The following is an 18,069-nucleotide window of genomic DNA, read 5'->3' as shown; positions in this document are numbered from 1 at the left end:
CAAGAAGACCGTTCATGCCGGACTAGGGAGAAACGCTAAAACTGTACCCCACATTACGCACGGTAGAGATAAGCTGCTCATGCTCAGTACCCAGCTTTGACCGCAGCCGTCGCACATGCACATCAACGGTGCGGGTGCCCCCGTAGTAGTCGTAGCCCCACACCTCGGCAAGCAGCTGGGCACGGGTGAAAACCCGCCCCGAATACTGCGCCAGAAATTTGAGGAGCTCAAACTCCTTATAGGTCAGATTAAGCGGGGTGCCGTCGAGCCGTGCCGTGTAGGATGCCTCATCGATCACCACTGCGCCGCATCGAATGATGGTCCCGTCATCGTCCGACTCGACGGTATGGACACTGGCCAGCCTCAGCCGCGCTTCTACTTCGGCGGGCCCGGCAGAGTCCAGAATAACATCGTCCACTTTCCAGTTTGACGAAACGGCCGCCATTCCGCCCTCTGTCAGCACCATGATCAGGGGGGTGGAGATTCCCGTATTTTTGATCATCTGTGCCGTGTTGCGCGCATCCACCGGGGTTTCGGTGGCATCAATCAGCACCGTATCAATACGCTCGGAAGCCAGGGCCGTGGGCGCTGTGGCCAGGGGCAGCCGGCGTACCCGGTGGTCTAGGAGGTCAAGCGCCGGCAGGATACGGTCGAGCTGGGCGTCGGAGTCGGTGAGTAAAGCAATATTGACCATGAAAGCCTGACTCCTCCTCAGCCCGTGAAATGCGAGATACCTATAGAGACCATCATATAAACATATAAATAGAGGTTCCGGATCGGATAATACCTGTGTCTTATTGGAGGGCGGGTTGAGCGAGTCAGATCGGCCGAAGATTCCGCTACAGTGCTACGGTGGTTGCATGATCGGCGAAAGTAAAAGTAGAAGGCAAGGTTGAGTAAGCAGCATATCGACCCGCATACGGTACGGCACCGCACGTTTGTGCCGCAGTTGCGTGAGCGAAAAGATCGGATTGTCTACCGGGGGCGCATAGGCGCTATCGGTTCCACCCCGTCCTCCCGGTACAGGCTGGTTGCTTTTTCTGCGGGTATGGCCCTGGTGGTTTTGGTTCTTGCTTCCCTGCTGCACCCGTCCCTGAGTGCGGTGGCCGCTGCGGTGGTGGTAGCTCTGATCGCCAGCGGCTGGCCCGCAGCAACCGGGGTGGCGGAGCTTCGGCGGCAGAATCGTATCTACTCGCACTCGATCATTATTTTGCTTTCGGGGCTGGTGTCAGTTTTTCTCGCCTTTGTAGACACGGGTGTGGAGCAGCTGGGTTTGCTGCCGGCGGTTGCGGCGGTGGGAATCGTTGCCAGTTTTATTGTGGAGCTGGTGCGTGGCGAGGGAGCCACGGGCAGGCTGGAGTCTGTTATCTCGTGTGTTTCGGGTGTACTCGCGGCGGTTTCGGTGTCAGGCTGGGTGGGCATGGCCGATATCTATATGCAGTCTCGCGACACCTTTCTTATCCTCAGTATCGGGGTAGCGATCGCCCTGGGCCTTGGCGTTTTGGGTATTAGGCTTATCTCGTCGGGGCCGCGGGAGGGCCCGCGCCGCGGCGCTATCACCCTGGGCGTTACACCGGTGGCCTTTATGGGTGTTATTGGGTATGTGATCGCGGTTTTTCTTGGCCCCGTGCTAGGCTAATCACATGTTAGTAGCGCTTGAAATTTTCTTTCTGTGCCTTCTTGGCCTGGCCGGTGTTTGCATTTTTGCGGGGATGGCGGTCGTGCTGAGAGGACTCTTTAAAGGCCAAAAATAACCGTAGTGGGTTGGGTGCCCGCCCGCGGCGATGTCGCTGCGGGCGGGCACCCGTGTTTGCGGTTGTTCCGCCGGAGAATCAGCCGGGGGAAGAAAGGCTTTCACCGGGTTTTTATCCCCACTAGACTTGGGACTATGCCTATTGAAATTCCAAGTAACCTGTCTCCCGAACTCGTTCCTTTCGCCTGGCTATTGGGCCGGTGGGAGGGCACCGGGTCCCTCTGGTATGAGGACCATGAGGGAACCCCCTTCGGCCAGATCATCACTTTTAGCCAGGACGGCTTGCCCTTCGTAGAATACCGTGCCGAATCTTTCCTCCTCGATGACGGGGGAAACAAGCTCCGTCCGCTCACACTGGAGACCGGGTTCTGGCAGATTGACCGGCAGCAGGTTGACGGGGACGTGGGGCCGGGGCTGGTTGCCGCCGACGTGGTGCCGGTGCACCCCGACGCCGAATCCGTCGAGAAACTTCGCAACGCCGACGACGGCTTCAACATCGTGGCCACAATCAGCCACCCCGGCGGAATAAGCGAGAACTACTCGGGCATGGTGAAGGGCCCGGTGATTCGTATGCAGACAGCCAACCTGATGCGCGATGATATCTCGAAAGAATACGCGGGCTCGGTGCGACTGCTGGGCCTGGTGAACGGTAATCTCATGTGGGACTGGGAGATCGCGGATTCGGAAGGTAAGCTGCACAAGCACGCCTCTGCCGAGCTGCGGAAGACCGGGTCTATGGAAGGGTTTGACCTGGGCGGTCACCTCTTTGATACCGCGGCCGGGGCAGCGGATACGGGGGATACCCCCACCGCGGTAGAAGAAGAGAAATAGGCGATGACCTACCGCAGCCCTATTCTTGAGAACTACGGGGTGTTTGAGGCAACCGGGCCCGATACCGGTGTCGCCGCCCACTACGGTGAGCCTCTCAGGGAGCAGCGTCGTCTGGTCATGGGGGACGACAAGCACGTGGTGGTGGACTACTCGCACCTGGAGCTGGTGACTATTGCGGGCCCAGACAGGCTTTCCTGGCTTACCACGCTGTCGTCGCAGGTAGTCGATGATATGGTGGCCGGGGATTCCCGCGAGCTGCTCTTGCTCTCTCCCCAGGGGCGAATCGACTACGCCCCCTTCGTGTTTGAAGACGGGGAGAAGGTGTGGCTGATCGTTGAGCGCGGGCAGGCGCAGCCGCTCACAGAGTATTTGAACAGTATGAAGTTTATGCTGCGCGTTGAGGTGGCTGACGCGTCGGCAGATTTTGCTGCCCTGTGTTCGTTTGCTGACCCGCACCGGGCGCAGAAGGCTCCCGAAGCACTGCGGTCGGCCCCGGCGTGGAGGGACCCCTGGAATCGGTCTGCCCCCGGTGCTGTCTCCTACGCCGATACGGCCGGGGGCGGGCACCCCGGGGAGAATTTTCACCGCTGGGTGAGCCTGGTTGAGCGCGACCAGCTGCTACCGCTGGCCCGGCAGGTGAGTCTGGCGGGTAGCTGGGCTGTGGACGCCCTACGTATTGAGGCATGGCGGCCCAGGTTCGCCACCGAGGTTGACGAGCGGTCTATTCCCCACGAGCTTGATTTTATGCGCACCGCTGTGCACCTGAACAAGGGCTGCTATAAGGGACAGGAGACTGTGGCGCGGGTACACAACCTGGGCCGCCCGCCGCGCCGGCTTGTTTTTCTTGACCTCGACGGGTCTGAGCACACCATTCCCGCGGCCGGTTCCACCGTCTACGCCGGAGATAAGAGGGTGGGCAGACTGACCTCGGTTGCCCAGCACTGGGAGGCGGGGCCGATCGGGTTGGCGGTTATTAAAAGGGGGGTTGACCCGGCTGCCCGTCTGCACCTGGTCGATGATGCCGCCGGAGCAGACGGGGAGGCGGCGCCGAGGTATGCGGCCTCGCAAACCGTTATTGTTCCACCCGATGCGGGACAGGCTGTGGGCCGGCACGATAAAAGCGGATTCCTGCGGGGCCGGTAGTACCGGAAGTAAGGTGAGGTTCTCGCACCCAACGGGTGCGAGAACCTCACCTTCAGCTATAACCAGGATGGGTTCTTGAAAAGACGATAGAAGAACTGTCGGAAGGCGTTCATTCTCTGGTAATTCTCATACTCAGCAATGCGGGTATCTAGGCTGTCAATGATTGCTTGTTCTTGCTCCTGTCTAGCCTTGCTTGAAGCCTCATGTTTCTTACGGAAGCTCTCAAGCTCCTTTTTCTGCTCTGATAGCTCTTTGGCTATGGCGAGGTCATTTGCATCAAGCTTGGTATCTTTTGCGAACTGGTCGATGATCTTTCCTGCAGCAATGGAGGTTAAGGTCGGCTCTGCCGTGAAATTTTGGGCGGCCCAGTGAATACGATCTTTGAAGTCTGCGCGTTTTGCCTCAGTAGCTCTGGCTCGATTAGTACCCCATGCGATGTAGGCTGCGGTGCTAGCCGCTAGGACAGCAAGAGCGTTGGTATTACGTGATATCTCTCCGGCAAGATGCCATTGTTCTTCTGTGATGGGCAACCAATAAAGGATGATATGGTATGCGCCCAGTATCACCAGCATCAAAGCTAGAACCCATAGTGTGATGCGAAGTATTTTTCTCAGCAAGAGTGCACCCTCCAAAAATACTTTTAAAGAGACTCTATATCATACAGAGCGCGGCGGAGACCGGAAAAGGTCTCCGCCGCGCTAGCACTATCCGTGCTCCGTGGGCTTACCGCCCGAAAAGAACCTTGGCCTCCTCCCAGCGGGACTGGGGGACTTCCTTGAGGCCGTCGAGAGCGTCCGAGAGATCGACACGGTTAATATCGGTGCCCTGTAGCGCCACCATCTTGCCCCATTCTTTGTCGCTGATCATATCGACAACGGCCATACCCAGGCGGGTGGCCAGCACGCGGTCAAAACCGGTGGGCGCCCCACCGCGCTGAATGTGTCCCAGAATGGTGTTGCGGGTTTCGATACCGGTCAGCCGCTCAATTTCGCGGGTGACATAGTCACCGATACCGCCCAGACGCGGACGGCCATCTTTCTCCAGGCCCTTGTCGTGCATCACCTGGTCAAAGCCCTCGGGGATAAAGCCCTCGGCTACCACAACCAGCGGTGAGCGGCCGCGCTCGTGCACCTCTTTAACCCAGCTAGCCACCTCTTCCATGGGGACCTTGACCTCGGGGATGAGAATGGCGTGGGCGCCACCCGACATGCCCGAGTGCAGGGCGATCCACCCGACGTGGCGGCCCATGACCTCGGCGACCATGGCGCGGTGGTGGGACTCGCCGGTGGTGCGTAGCCGGTCCAGTGCGTCGGTCGCGATAGCCACGGCGGTGTCGAAACCAAAGGTGTAATCGGTTGCCTTGAGGTCGTTGTCGATGGTCTTGGGGACCCCCACCACCGGTAGGCCGGCGTCGGCGAGACGCTTGGCGCCGGCCAGGGTGCCTTCGCCGCCGATAGCGGCAATGGCGTCGATACCGTTGCGCTCCATCATGATTTCAATATTTTCGGGGCCGCCCTTGGGGCCGTCGAAGGGATTGGTGCGGGAGGTGCCTAAGATGGTGCCGCCCTGGCGGGCTAGACCGCGCACTCTGGTGCGGGGCAGGTCCATGTAGTCGCCCTCGACGACACCGCGCCAGCCGTCGCGGAAACCGACGAATTCGTGTCCGTACGTTTTGACACCGTTGAGGACAGCGCCTCGTATGACCGCGTTGAGTCCGGGGCAGTCCCCGCCGGAGGTGAGTAGACCGATCTTCATGGGTGAATCTCCTTAGGTCCGGTGAGTTGGGCTCATCGGTAGGTGTATGTTGTGCCCCCCAGCTTTTGTGCTTTTGTGCGGTTGGCCTAGCGGCGGCTGCGAAAAAGCGCGGTGTTGCGGGGAGTTTCTCTGATTTCCCATTCTAATAAATATGGTCTTGTGTTGGTAGATGTGGGAGTGTTTGGGATACGCTTTTTGCACCCTGTATTGGTCACAGTATTAGGTGCATGTCTACCCGAATACGGGGCAGGGTTGGCCGCGCAGTCCTCCTATGCCGCCCGCGCCAGAAGCTCCTGAATCCGGGAAAGCCCCTCGGTGAGATCGTCGTCGCCCAGCGCATAGGAAAGACGCAGGTAGCCGGAAGGGCCAAATGCCTCACCGGGTACTACGGCAACCTCGGCTTTATCAAGGATCAGATCGGCAAGCTCTGCCGACGTGCGAGGGCTGCTGCCGTCGATAGTCTTGCCCAGAAGGCCGCGCACATCGGGGTAGGCGTAGAAAGCGCCCCGGGGCACCGGGCAGAGAACACCCTCGATAGCGTTGAGGCCCTCAACAATGGCCCGGCGGCGGCGGTCAAAAGCGCGGTGCATTTCTTTGGCGGCGTCCAGGGGCCCGGAAACCGCGGCGAGTGCTGCTTCCTGCGCCACGTTGTTGACGTTTGAGCTAAGGTGCGAATGCAGGTTGGTTGCCGCCTTCACAATGTCCTCGGGGCCGTAGAGCCAGCCTACCCGCCAGCCCGTCATTGCGTAGGTTTTAGCAACACCGTTGAGAACCACCGCGTAGTCGGCGAGCTCTGGGACGGCTTTGACGATGGAGGTGAAGGGCACGCCGTCATAGGTGAGGTGCTCATAGATTTCATCGGAGAGCACAAACACGCCCTTCTCCAGTGCCCATTCACCGATAGCCCGGGTCTCCTCGGGGGTGTAGACCGCGCCGGTGGGGTTGGAGGGGGACACAAAGACCAGCGCCTTGGTCTGCGGAGTGTAGGCATCGTCGAGCATCTGCGGGGTTACCTTGTAGTCGCTGTCGGAGCCGGCAAATACTTCGAGGGGGCGTCCGCCGGCCAGACGGATAGCCTCGGGGTAGGTGGTCCAGTAGGGGGCGGGCAGTAGCACGTCGTCGCCGCTACCGATGACGGTGGCAAAGGCCTCGTAGACAGCTTGCTTGCCCCCGTTGGTGACCAGTACCTGGGAGGGGTCGATGTTCACCCCGGAGTCGCGCAGGGTTTTTTGGGCGATAGCCTGCCTGAGCTGGGGGAGTCCGGGGGTGGGGCTGTAACGAAAATTCTTGGGGTCGGTGAGGGCCCGGGCGGCGGCGTCAACAATGTACTGCGGGGTGGGAAAATCCGGTTCTCCGGCACCGAAACCGATAATGGGCCGGCCTTCGGCCCTGAGTGCCTTGGCTTTAGAATCTACCGCTAGAGTGGCGGAAGGGGAGATGGCCGCAATGCGCGGGGAGATGCGTGCTGAAGGCATGGAGATCACTTCCTCAATAAGGGTTATATCTGCTACCTATCGTAGGCGGTTATCGGGGAAGAAAGCGACGGTGTCGCGGCACGCGGGGCAGACACGACTCCTTGTGGCGGGGTGATATCTGTAACCTTGGGCGGTATAAATTGCCAAAGAGCATCAAATCCCCTAGAGTTAGTCAGTGTTGTTCTCAATAGGAATGATACTGGTTCACGCCTAAAAAACGTGAACGGCCGGCCTATAAACCGGTGTAGACCAGGTCTTAGCGCTGGTTAAAGGGTGGTGGCTCAATTGGTAGAGCAGCGGTCTCCAAAACCGCAGGTTGCAGGTTCGAGTCCTGTCCACCCTGCAAAAGCTCCCATACAATTCACTAAAGGCAGGCAAGCAATTGCCTGCCTTGCTGAAAAGAACTGACGAAAGGGGCGGGCCGACATGGCTAAAACTGCCGCTCACGGAACCGCCGTATCCAAGGCCGGTGGTGAGAAGAAAAAGCGTCGCGGCTTCTTTGGGCGAATTTTTCAATTTATCCGGGAAGTTTTTGCCGAGCTTAAAAAAGTTACCACACCGACCGGCCGTGAACTCTTCAATTATGTAGTTGTTGTCCTGTGCTTCGTGGTTTTCATGATGCTCATGATTTTCGGTCTTGACTGGGTGTTTGGCCAGGGTGCCTTCTGGGTTTTCGGCAGCGGTCCCCTTAACAACTCGTAGACTGAGAAACCGTAGGCCAGGGATTTTTGGGTTACCTATTCAATAACCGAGGTAGCGCACAGGTACAGAAAGTAGGAAAACATGTCTGAGCAGCACGATAGAGAAGAGGTCGCTGACACTTCCCGGCAGGGTGTCACCGAGGACGCTGCGGTAGAAAATGAGCGGGCCGCCGAGGAGCAGACAGAGTCCGCAGAAGCACCGGAGGCCGACGCTCAAGAGGCGCACGCCCCGGCAGCCGCCGTTGACCCGGTGGAAGAGCTGAAATCAAAACTGCGCCGCCAGGAGGGCGAGTGGTTTGTGATTCATACCTACGCCGGCTACGAGAACCGCGTGAAAACCAACCTGGAGTCCCGCACCCAGACCCTGAACGCAGACGATGACATCTTTGAGGTTCAGGTCCCCATGGAAGAGGTCGTGGAAATCAAGAACACCAGCAAAAAGCTGGTGCGCCGCGTTCGTATTCCCGGCTATGTGCTGGTGCGTATGAATCTAACCGATGAAACCTGGGGCGTGGTCCGCCATACACCGGGAGTAACCGGGTTTGTGGGGCAGGATGCCTATAACCCGGTTCCGCTTCGTATCGACGAGGTGGTTGATATGCTGGCCCCGGTCTTTGAGGCTGAACAGGCAGAGGCGGGTGCGGCCGAGAAGGTGGAGCCCCAGGTGGAGACAGGCTTTGAGGTGGGTGAGGCGGTCACCGTCAAGGAAGGACCCTTTGAGGGTATGCCCGCCACCATATCGGAGATTAAACCCGAATCGTCATCGCTGGTTGTTCTTATTTCTGTCTTTGAACGCGAAACCCCCGTGACCCTGAACTTTTCACAGGTCACCAAGATGTAACCGCTGGAAGAGACCCCTCAGCCCCCGCAATTCGCGGGCTGAGAGCCCCCTCGCTGCTAGGAGCGGAAGTGCTTCTGCTGTTTGCCGGTTTTCGAATCCTGGTGTATCGGTCAGACAAACACGATAGTTGACCGATCTGTGAGCAAGTCCCCAGGTATGGAGGGCCCCAGGCCAATAGCTTTAAAGTCACGACCGTACTAGGATAGTAAAGCTGTATGTGCACTCCCACGCTTGGGGTACACATGCCCGGTGGTCGCGCCACGGCCACCACCTGCCGTCGTACGCTCCTGTGCGGCGGTTCAATTCAGCTAAGAAAAGGACGCTACATTGGCTCCCAAAAAGAAGGTCGCAGGCCTCATTAAGCTGCAAATTCAGGCAGGTGCCGCAAACCCGGCTCCTCCGGTGGGTCCCGCACTGGGCCAGCACGGTGTTAACATTATGGAATTCTGCAAGGCCTACAACGCGGCCACCGAATCCATGCGCGGAAATATCGTACCGGTGGAGATCACTGTCTACGAAGATCGCTCTTTTACCTTTATCACCAAGACCCCCCCGGCGTCGGGCCTGATCAAGAAGGCCGCAGGTGTTGATAAGGGATCCGGCGTTCCTCACACCAATAAGGTGGGGTCGATTACCGAGGCTCAGGCCCGCGAGATCGCCGAAACCAAACTTCCCGACCTCAATGCAAACGACCTGGAGGGGGCGACCAAGATTATCGTTGGGACCGCACGCTCAATGGGTATCGAGGTTAAAAGCTAGCTGACGCTAGATTAAACCAAGTATGTGCTTGGGTGACAGTAAAAAATTTATGGAGCTCTAACGAGCAGTGGCAGAGTCCGGCGCGGCTCATTGAAGACCACAACTGCATAAGGAGATAAGCAGATGGCAAAGCGCAGCAAGGCGTATCAGGCAGCTGTAGCCAAGATTGAAGAGGACAGGCTCTACACCCCCGCAGAGGCCATTGAACTGGCAAAAGAAACCTCTTCCACCAGGGCCGATTCAACCGTTGAGGTTGCTCTGCGGCTTTCGGTTGACCCTCGCAAGGCAGACCAGATGGTGCGCGGGACCGTCAACCTTCCCCACGGCACCGGTAAGACTGCCCGCGTGGTGGTTATTGCCGCCGGTGATAAGGCGGTGGCTGCTGAAGAAGCGGGTGCTGATTTTGTTGGCTCCGACGACCTCATTGCCAGGATTGCCGGTGGCTGGACCGACTTTGACGCGGCGGTTGCCACCCCGGACATGATGGGCAAGGTCGGCCGACTGGGTAAGATTCTGGGCCCCCGGAACCTGATGCCCAACCCCAAAACCGGTACCGTGACCATGGACGTGGCCAAGGCCGTATCCGATATTAAGGGCGGTAAGATTGACTTCCGTGTTGATCGCAACGCAAACCTGCACTTTATTATCGGCAAGGCTTCTTTTACCGCGGAGCAGCTGCGGCAGAACTTTGAGGCGGCTGTTGAAGAGATTAACCGGCTCAAGCCCTCGTCGGCGAAAGGTCGCTACATTTCTAAGGTCACCGTGACCACCACTTTCGGCCCCGGTATCCCCGTGGATCCGGCCGACGTGGTCGCCTAGGTGTGATGCTGGCAGGCTCTCTGATCGCAACCGCGGTGGGGGAGCCTGCTTTTTTATACGCGGTAGGTTCACCGTGGTTCGCTTATGCGAGCCTCTTTTTTTAGACTGGAGGATATGACCAGCCCGGCTTTGCGTATTGATAAGGTAACCAAAAGTTTTGATGGGCAGCCGGTGTTGCGCGGCCTGGACCTTGCCGTGGGGAGGGGCGAGCTACTCGCGCTCCTGGGCTCTTCGGGCAGCGGTAAAACCACCCTGCTGCGTATTATTGCCGGGCTAGAGACGGCCGATAGCGGCAGCATCACCTATGAGGGTGAACCGCTTTCCCGCGGACAGGTGAGCTATGTTTTTCAGAAACCGGTGCTGTACCCCCATCTGACTGTGCGGGACAATATTGTTTTTGGTACGCGGCTCAAAAGACACCGCGGTTCTTTTGACACGAACCACTACCGCAAGCTTCTGGAGATCTTAGCGCTACAGGGTTTAGAGCGCAGGAGACCCGCGCAGCTCTCCGGCGGGCAGGTGCAGCGGGTGGGGCTCGCCCGTGCACTGGTGCGTCGCTCCTCCCTGGTGCTTTTTGACGAGCCGCTCTCCAGCGTCGATGAGGGCTTGAGCTCCTCGATCCGATCCGATATTGAGGCCCTCCACCGCGAACTTGGGTTCACCGCCCTCTTTATCACTCACCACCAGGACGAGGCGCTGCAGCTGGGCCAGAGGGTGGCGGTACTTGACGGGGGGCAGATAGCGCAGGTGGGTGGCCCGCAGCAGCTGCTGCACGCACCCGTATCACCGACCGTTGCCCGCCTGCTCTCTCCTGGCTACAACACGGTATCGGGTCTGCGGGGGGAGGAAACCGTGTCTGCCGGGGTGAGCGCTTTTGGATGGCGCATGGTGGGCCCGGAGAGCGGGGCGGCGCTGCCGGTGCGTGTGGAAACTGTCAGTACCCGGACCGTGGGGTCCAGCCTGAGCGTGCAGACACTCCATGCTGCCCGCGTGCCCTGTAGGGGGGATAAACTGGGTCTTGCCGCCGGCACCGGTCTGCGGGTGGTGCTGGCCGGGCTGCCGGTGCCAGCCGCAGGTTCCCGAATCTTTTTGCTACCGCCGGGGGAAGGGTTCCACCTGTTCGGCCGGGAGAGCTAGATCGAGCGTGAGTACGGGGTTTTAAGTGATTGTGCCCGCACCGGGGCACCGCCACTTGCCCGGTGATCTACACCTGTGCTTGAATAGAAGCACCAAAGACCGCCGGTCTTACTTTTCTTTCTGTCCACCGTAGTGCTCTGCACCGTGTCGTAGGCAGCACAGTAAAGTGATAAGAGTTCTTCAAAAGAACCACCCGCGTAGGTAATGAAGCTAAGACAGTTATCAGCATCGGTAAGTTTTGCTATAGCCCGTCCACCTCGTCGCCTGCGCGTCGAGGTTTTTTTATTGCTCTCTTTCAGGTAGCAGGAGGCGCGCCCGCGCTTTCCCACCCCCACGCGTGTTTGCGTGGGAAGCGGCCTACCTGAGGAAAGCAGGGGAGAATCTGCCGGCGACCAAGAATCGGAAGGAATACCATGGCGACACAGGAAAAGATCGCTGCTGTTTCCGAGCTGAAAGAACTTTTTCAGGGCTCAAACGCAGTCGTTCTCACCGAGTATCGTGGTCTCACCGTGGCAAAGCTCAAAGAGCTGCGCCGTGCACTGGGCGCGGAGACCGAATATGCCGTGGTGAAGAATACTCTGGCCGGTATTGCGGCTAGAGAAGCTGGCATCGATGCCTTTGAGGGCCAGCTTGCGGGGCCGAGCGCAATCGCGTTCGTTAACGGTGATTTTATTGACGCCGCTAAAACCCTGCGTGACTTCGCCAAGGATAACCCCCAGCTCGTGATCAAGAGCGGTTTCTACGAGGGTGAAGCCCTCGATGAGGCCGGCGTTAACCGCTTTGCAAGCCTTGAATCCCGCGAGGTTCTGCTGGCCAAAGTCGCCGGCGGGGCCAAGGGTGCTCTGGCAAAGATCGCCCGCACTGTCGACGCTCTGCGCATCAAGCTCGAAGAGACGGGTGGCACCACCGGTGCAGACGAGGCGGCAGAGTAAAACCGCCGGGCTGACACCGCCCACGACATGCCCGCTGTAGCGGGTCATACCCCCAGTTTTATAGGTAGGCGAGTCCTACACCTGAAAAGTAAGGAGCCAAAACATGGCTAAGCTCTCCATTGAAGAACTCATTGACGCTTTCAAGGAACTCTCACTCGTTGAGGTTTCTGAATTCGTAAAGGCATTTGAGGAAGAATTCGACGTTACCGCAGCAGCACCGGTTGCGGTTGCTGGTGCTGCCGGTGGCGAAGCCGCCGCAGCCGAAGAAAAGGACGAATTCGATGTTATCCTTGAGTCGGCAGGCGATAAGAAGATTGCCGTTATTAAGGAAGTTCGCGCTCTGACCTCCCTGGGCCTCAAAGAGGCTAAAGACCTGGTTGACGGTGCTCCCAAGGCTGTGCTTGAAGGTGCATCGAAGGAAGATGCCGAGAAGGCTAAAGAGCAGCTCGAGGGCGCAGGCGCAACCGTTACCCTCAAGTAGTTTCGGTTCTTACGAAAGTCTTTGTACCAGCGGGTGGCACTGTTTTTCAGTGTCACCCGCTGGTTTGTGGGATGGTTTGTGTGAGTCGCTGTTCTCGACTACCCTTGAATCTGGCAATCGTTTGACATAAGGGACAATGAGGATATGCCTGACCACACCAAAAGTCCGCGAGCCCAAGAGGTTCTCGACGGAGCAGAGGCCGCCTACCGGGCCTACCATAAAAGCGTTACCGCAGATCCGGACTATCCGGCCCTGCATCTGGCCCCGCCGGTGGGTCGGCTCAACGACCCCAACGGGCTGGTCTATAAAGACGGCGTCTACCATGCCTTTTACCAGTACGCACCCACGCACCCTGCCCGCGACATCTTCTGGCGGCACGCTCAGTCCCGTGACCTGCTGCACTGGGAGGAAGAGCGTAACGCCATTGAACCCATCTACTGGTACAACCGCAACGGCTGCTATTCGGGTTCCAGCTTTATCGCCGATGATGGCACCCTAGAGTTCTTCTATACGGGCAATGTCAAGAACCCCGACGGCAGCCGGGAGACCTACCAGTGTCTGGTGACCTCGGCCGATAACTGTCAGACTTTTCAACGTTTTGAGGAAAACCCTTTGGTGAGCGGTACTCCTGACGGCTACACCGCGCACTTCCGTGACCCCTATGTCTATGAGAGGCAGGGCCGCTACTACGCCATGCTGGGTGCCCAGCGGAAGGATCGCACCGGTGCGGTGGCGCTCTACTCTTCGGCTAACCGCAGGGAGTGGGAATTTGAGGGTGAGATTGACTTCTCTGACCCTGCCATCAACTCCTACGGATACATGCTGGAGTGCCCGCAGGTGCTCCGTATGCGTGATCGGCAGAGCGGGCAGATGAAGGATCTGATGATTTTTTGTCCCCAGGGTATGGAGGCACAGGGGGAGCTTTATAACAACAAGTATCAGGCGGGGTATATTGTGGGCCAGTTGAAGGGCCTGCACTTTGAGGTGGAAACCCCCTTTACCGAGTTTGATGCGGGTTTCGAGTTCTATGCTCCCCAGTTTTTTCATAACAGCAACGACGGCGACCGGGTACTGATCTCTGCCTGGTTTGGTATTTCGGATCAGGACGAGATGCCCTCCTGGGACAGACATTGGTTGCATATGCTCACGCTTCCCCGCTGGATCTATCTGAGTGGTGGAAAAGTTTGGCAGCAGCCTGTTGAGGGCCTGGATGCCGTACTACCGCCGGCCGCCACCGAGCTTTCCCCCGAGGGGGAGGTATTGCCGGTCAGAGATAGCCGAGTTTTTCGTGTTACCGGAGAGGTTGACGTGAGCCGGGGGCCGGTGCAGCTGGTTATCGGCGATGAGGCCGGTGACACCGCCTTTGTGCTGGAGTTCTCCGTACAGCAGATACGGGCTAACCGGGCCGGCACCAAGTATACGGTTTGGGGTCCAGAGCGCCGCCGTACCGGTCAAGAACCCAAAGCGCGCAGAAGATTTGACCTGCTGGTTGACGCGTCGGCGTTGGAGGCTTTTGTTGACGGGGGAGAGCTGACGGTCAGTGGCCGCTCCTATTTTCACGGTAGGGCTCGCAGGGTGCGTGTTCTTGCCGATGGCCGCCCCGCACCGCAGCGGCTTATACGGCTAGCCGCAGCGTCCCTGGCCGAGTAACACTCACTCTTACCGAGAACAACACATATATTTTAGAGGGCTATAGCAATAATGGTGGACTATATTCCGTCGCAGTACACTGCCGAAGAACTACTGCGTGAAGCTCACAAGTCGTTTGAGAACTTTTCCAGGCTTGCGCATTCGGACCCGGACTATCCGGCCCTGCATCTGGCCCCGCCGGTGGGTCGGCTCAACGACCCCAACGGGCTGGTCTACAAAGACGGCGTCTACCATGCTTTCTACCAGTATTCGCCGGTCCACCCTATTCGGGCTGTTTTCTGGAGGCACGCAACCAGTACCGATCTCACCCACTGGAAAGACGATAAAACCGCTATCGCCCCGGTGAAGTGGTACGACAAAAATGGCTGCTATTCGGGGTCGGGGATCGTTGCTCCCGACGGCACTTTGGAGTTTTTCTATACCGGCAACGTGAAGGATGAGGCGGGGGAGAGAACACCCTACCAGTGCCTTTTCACCTCGACCGACAACGGCGAGACTTTTAGGGTTTTTCCGCAGAATCCGCTGATAAGTGGGCCGGCAGAGGGCTATACCGCCCATTTTAGGGACCCCCATGTTTTCTGGCGGCAGGGCCGATGGTGGGCGATCATCGGGGCTCAGCGGCAGGATCTGACCGGGGCGGTGGTCTATTACACGTCTGATGATCGCCGCACCTGGACTTTTGGTTCCGAGATCGAGTTTTCTGACCCCTCGCTTACACAATTTGGGTATATGTTTGAGTGCCCTATCCTCTTCCCTCTTCGAGACACCGCCACCGGGGAGATGCTGGATGTGCTGATGTTCTGCCCCCAGGGTCTCGATGCTGACGGTGAACACTTCAATAACATTTACCAGTGCGGTTATACGGTGGGTAAGCTCGTTGGAAACCGCTTTGAGGTGCGGACTCCTTTCACCGAATTTGATTCGGGTTTTGAGTTCTATGCCCCGCAGGTGGTCAGCAACATCGATACTGCCGGTGACCGCGCGGTGCTCATGGCCTGGCTGGGTAACGCCGATGAAGACGACCAGCCGTCCTGGACCTATCACTGGATTCACATGCTCACCTACCCGCGTGAGCTGCGGTTGACCGATGGCAAAATATATCAACGGCCGGTGGAGCAGCTTGACAGCACGCTGGCTCTTGAGCCCGTCGAGCTTGATCAGCAGGGTGCGGTTCGGGGGCTAGCTGGCAAACGGACCCTGAGAATGTCCGGCAGTCTTGAGGTATCTGGTCAGCCGATTAACATTGTGATGCGCGATGAGCGGGGCTCTGCCCTGGTGCTCACCGTTGACCGGGACCTGATGATCATGGACCGTTACGGTAGTCGCTATACCGTCGGGGGTGCGCTGCGACGTCGCTCCGTGCCGGCGGCTGATACCCACAGTTTTGAGATTCTTTTTGACGGTTCGGCGATCGAGGTGTTTTTCGATGGGGGAGCGGAGTCTTTTACCGCCAGGATCTACCTGCACGGTCGGCTGGAATCTGTGTCCTTTGAAACGGTGGATGGTCGCCCTGCCGCAGACAGGGTGGGACAGCTGAAAGCCGCCAGTCTAGAGGTGGAGGATACCGCCGGTAAGCGTCGGTGCGAGGAGGCTGGCCGGTAATTCAGCTGACAGTTTGCCCGGTGATCTGTGATAATATGTGTCAAACGATTAGCATATCGGGGTCACAATCACCTGACTCACACCGGTGCTCCGCAGAAGCCAGCCCGGTAACACACCCGTTCAAGGAGATGACATGGACCATAAATCCGTGGCACAAGACGTGCTGAAGAATGTTGGTGGTGTCACCAACATTCAGGCAGGGGCACACTGTGCAACCCGTCTTCGTCTCGTGCTCAAAGACGAAAGCGCAATCAACCAGGCAGGACTCGACGCCAACGAAGACCTCAAGGGGACCTTCGAAAACGCCGGCCAGTTTCAGATTATTGTGGGCCCCGGGGACGTCAACGAGGTGTACAAACACATGGCGGCGGCCGGTATGCCCGAGGTATCGAAGGACGAACTGAAATCGGTGGCAGCCGGTAAAGGCAACCTGCTGTCCCGTTTCCTCAAAATTGTCTCGGACATTTTTGTGCCGCTAGTGCCGGTTCTGGTGGGCGGCGGTATGCTCATGGCGCTGAACAATGTGCTCACCGCCGAGGGGCTTTTCGGTGGCCCCGATGCCCCGTCTCTTATCGCCATGTACCCGCAGTGGGAGGGGGTGGCCTCCATTGTTAACCTGCTCTCGGCGGCCCCCTTTGCTTTCCTGCCGGCGATCGTTGGCTACTCGGCAACTAAGGTCTACGGCGGTAACCCCTACCTGGGTCTCACCATGGGCCTGGCCATGCTCAGCCCCTCCCTTGCGAACGGCTACCAGGTAGCCGCTCTGCTGGAAGGCCCCGTCGACAACGGCGACGGTACCGTGACCACCATGCAGTACTGGGATCTCTTCGGCTACCAGGTACCGCAGATCGGCTACCAGGGGACCGTGCTTCCTATCCTGGTGATCTCCTATCTGCTCACCCTGATCGAGAAGGGCTTTCACCGGATTCTCAAAGGTGTGGCCGATTTTATTCTCACCCCCACGCTGACCCTGCTGATCACCGGTTTTATCACCTTCGCCTTTGCTGGGCCGCTGCTCTTTAACGCCGGTACCTTGCTGGGTGAGGGTATTAACTGGCTCTATACGGTGGCCGGCCCGCTGGGTGGGCTCGTCTTTGGTGCCCTCTACTCCGCTATTGTGATTACCGGCTTGCACCAGTCGTTCCCTCCCATCGAGAGTATGCTCTGGGCCAGCGGCGGTTCCTTTATCTTTGCGATCGCCTCGATGGCAAACGTCGCCCAGGGTGCAGCTGCCCTGGCCGTCTTCCTCACCTCCAAAGACCAGAAGATGAGGGGGGTCGCCGGTGGCTCCTTCCCCTCGGCCTTCCTGGGGATCACCGAGCCCGCTATCTTTGGTGTCAACCTGCGCCTGCGCTGGCCCTTCTACTCGGCCGCAGTCGGCGGCGCTGTGGGTGGTCTGCTGGTTGCTATCTTCGGGGTTAAAGCGGTGGCGCTGGGCTCGGCAGGTGTGCTGGGTTTCCTCTCCATATCGACTCAGGAGGGAGCCGGCTGGGGTGGTTTCTGGATTGCCCTGATCGCAGCCACGGTGGTGGCCTTCGTGGTGGCTTACACCTGGGGGCGCCGTGAGGCCGCCAAGGCTGAAGAGATTGACGCCGCCGTTGAGGCAAGTAAGGCTGAGGCAGCTGAGACCCCCGCTGTTACCGGTACCGAGGGTTTTGGGCTCACCGCGCACCTGGACGGTAGGGTGCTGGCCCTCTCAGAGGTCAGCGACCAGACCTTTGCTACCGGTGCCCTGGGGCCCGGTGCGGCTATTGAGCCCAGTACCGGGGTGCTGGTGGCCCCGGCAGACGGCAAGATCACCGTGGCCTTTCCCACCGGCCACGCCGTGGGGATGCGGGCCGAATCCGGCCTCGAACTGCTCATGCACATCGGTTTTGACACCGTAGAGCTCGACGGCAAGCACTTTACCCCTCGGGTCACCAAGGGGCAGCAGGTCAAACGCGGCGACGTGCTGGTGGAGTTCGATATGCAGGCGATTGCCAAAGCCGGCTACCCGCTGACCACGCCGCTGGTGATCACCAACGCAAAGAAGACCGTGGCTCAGACCGGTTTTGCTGCCGGACTCGCCAGCGGTTCAACCGTGGCCCGCGGTGATTCTCTGATCGCCGTTGAGGCCCGGGAAACGGACACCGCTACCGCCCCCGTCGAAGCCTAGCCGGTCTTCTTCCGGTAGCGCCTCATTACAGTAGT

17 protein-coding genes and 1 tRNA gene are annotated in these 18,069 nt (G+C 58.8%); 14 read left to right on the top strand and 4 right to left on the bottom strand.

Going from position 1 to position 18,069, the window contains the following annotated elements; translation table 11 throughout:
* Nucleotides 1–22 precede the first annotated feature (22 nt).
* Nucleotides 23–694 carry a winged helix-turn-helix transcriptional regulator gene (locus tag ACS1BR_RS03815; protein WP_463560152.1) on the bottom strand — a complete coding sequence of 224 codons (672 nt, stop codon included), beginning with the start codon at nucleotides 692–694 and terminating at the stop codon, nucleotides 23–25.
* A gap of 198 nt (nucleotides 695–892) precedes the next feature.
* Here ACS1BR_RS03815 and ACS1BR_RS03810 point away from each other — a divergent pair, with 198 nt between their 5' ends.
* The 3 genes from ACS1BR_RS03810 (at nucleotide 893) to ygfZ (ending at nucleotide 3,727) form a co-directional block, all read left to right on the top strand.
* Nucleotides 893–1,639: a hypothetical protein gene (locus ACS1BR_RS03810; RefSeq protein ID WP_463560151.1), complete on the top strand. Its 747-nt coding sequence runs from the start codon at nucleotides 893–895 to the stop codon at nucleotides 1,637–1,639.
* 249 nt (nucleotides 1,640–1,888) lie between these two features.
* A complete protein-coding gene (locus ACS1BR_RS03805) occupies nucleotides 1,889–2,584 on the top strand; it encodes a nitrobindin family protein (protein ID WP_463560150.1) in 696 nt (231 codons plus the stop codon).
* 3 nt (nucleotides 2,585–2,587) lie between these two features.
* A complete protein-coding gene (gene ygfZ, locus ACS1BR_RS03800; RefSeq protein WP_463560149.1) occupies nucleotides 2,588–3,727 on the top strand; it encodes a CAF17-like 4Fe-4S cluster assembly/insertion protein YgfZ in 1,140 nt (379 codons plus the stop codon).
* A 56-nt stretch (nucleotides 3,728–3,783) separates the two neighbouring features.
* Here ygfZ and ACS1BR_RS03795 read toward each other — a convergent pair whose 3' ends face one another.
* The 3 genes from ACS1BR_RS03795 to ACS1BR_RS03785 all read right to left on the bottom strand — a co-directional run bounded on the left by ACS1BR_RS03795 (nucleotide 3,784) and on the right by ACS1BR_RS03785 (nucleotide 6,957).
* A complete protein-coding gene (locus tag ACS1BR_RS03795) occupies nucleotides 3,784–4,344 on the bottom strand; it encodes a hypothetical protein (RefSeq protein WP_463560148.1) in 561 nt (186 codons plus the stop codon).
* Nucleotides 4,345–4,450: 106 nt separating this feature from the next.
* Nucleotides 4,451–5,482, bottom strand: a complete 1,032-nt coding sequence (locus ACS1BR_RS03790; protein WP_463560147.1) for a 6-phosphofructokinase — start codon at nucleotides 5,480–5,482, stop codon at nucleotides 4,451–4,453.
* A 269-nt stretch (nucleotides 5,483–5,751) separates the two neighbouring features.
* The gene (locus tag ACS1BR_RS03785) at nucleotides 5,752–6,957 is read right to left on the bottom strand and encodes a pyridoxal phosphate-dependent aminotransferase (protein WP_463560146.1); all 1,206 of its coding nucleotides are present in this window, start codon (nucleotides 6,955–6,957) and stop codon (nucleotides 5,752–5,754) included.
* A 270-nt stretch (nucleotides 6,958–7,227) separates the two neighbouring features.
* Here ACS1BR_RS03785 and ACS1BR_RS03780 point away from each other — a divergent pair.
* The 11 genes from ACS1BR_RS03780 (at nucleotide 7,228) to ACS1BR_RS03730 (ending at nucleotide 18,034) form a co-directional block, all read left to right on the top strand.
* A tRNA-Trp gene (locus ACS1BR_RS03780) sits at nucleotides 7,228–7,300 on the top strand.
* Nucleotides 7,301–7,383: 83 nt separating this feature from the next.
* Complete coding sequence (gene secE / locus ACS1BR_RS03775; RefSeq protein WP_463560145.1) at nucleotides 7,384–7,659, top strand: preprotein translocase subunit SecE; 276 nt, start codon at nucleotides 7,384–7,386, stop codon at nucleotides 7,657–7,659.
* 81 nt (nucleotides 7,660–7,740) lie between these two features.
* Nucleotides 7,741–8,499, top strand: coding sequence for a transcription termination/antitermination protein NusG (nusG, locus tag ACS1BR_RS03770; protein WP_463560144.1), 759 nt, complete (start codon nucleotides 7,741–7,743; stop codon nucleotides 8,497–8,499).
* A 327-nt stretch (nucleotides 8,500–8,826) separates the two neighbouring features.
* Nucleotides 8,827–9,258 carry a 50S ribosomal protein L11 gene (gene rplK, locus ACS1BR_RS03765; RefSeq protein WP_463560143.1) on the top strand — a complete coding sequence of 144 codons (432 nt, stop codon included), beginning with the start codon at nucleotides 8,827–8,829 and terminating at the stop codon, nucleotides 9,256–9,258.
* Nucleotides 9,259–9,381: 123 nt separating this feature from the next.
* On the top strand, nucleotides 9,382–10,077 hold the full coding sequence (gene rplA / locus ACS1BR_RS03760) for a 50S ribosomal protein L1 (RefSeq protein WP_463560142.1): 696 nt from the start codon (nucleotides 9,382–9,384) through the stop codon (nucleotides 10,075–10,077).
* 114 nt (nucleotides 10,078–10,191) lie between these two features.
* A complete protein-coding gene (locus ACS1BR_RS03755) occupies nucleotides 10,192–11,214 on the top strand; it encodes an ABC transporter ATP-binding protein (RefSeq protein ID WP_463560141.1) in 1,023 nt (340 codons plus the stop codon).
* A gap of 413 nt (nucleotides 11,215–11,627) precedes the next feature.
* Nucleotides 11,628–12,146, top strand: a complete 519-nt coding sequence (rplJ, locus tag ACS1BR_RS03750) for a 50S ribosomal protein L10 (RefSeq protein WP_463560140.1) — start codon at nucleotides 11,628–11,630, stop codon at nucleotides 12,144–12,146.
* Between the two features lie 103 nt (nucleotides 12,147–12,249).
* Complete coding sequence (rplL, locus tag ACS1BR_RS03745; RefSeq protein ID WP_463560139.1) at nucleotides 12,250–12,627, top strand: 50S ribosomal protein L7/L12; 378 nt, start codon at nucleotides 12,250–12,252, stop codon at nucleotides 12,625–12,627.
* 144 nt (nucleotides 12,628–12,771) lie between these two features.
* On the top strand, nucleotides 12,772–14,277 hold the full coding sequence (locus tag ACS1BR_RS03740; RefSeq protein ID WP_463560138.1) for a glycoside hydrolase family 32 protein: 1,506 nt from the start codon (nucleotides 12,772–12,774) through the stop codon (nucleotides 14,275–14,277).
* 51 nt (nucleotides 14,278–14,328) lie between these two features.
* Nucleotides 14,329–15,879, top strand: a complete 1,551-nt coding sequence (locus tag ACS1BR_RS03735) for a glycoside hydrolase family 32 protein (RefSeq protein WP_463560137.1) — start codon at nucleotides 14,329–14,331, stop codon at nucleotides 15,877–15,879.
* 133 nt (nucleotides 15,880–16,012) lie between these two features.
* Nucleotides 16,013–18,034: a glucose PTS transporter subunit IIA gene (locus ACS1BR_RS03730; RefSeq protein WP_463560136.1), complete on the top strand. Its 2,022-nt coding sequence runs from the start codon at nucleotides 16,013–16,015 to the stop codon at nucleotides 18,032–18,034.
* Nucleotides 18,035–18,069 lie beyond the last annotated feature (35 nt).

Source organism: Rothia sp. 18CD1-1 (assembly GCF_055285355.1).
Note: the sequence above shows the minus strand (reverse complement) of the source record. Positions and strands in the feature narration are given on the sequence as shown.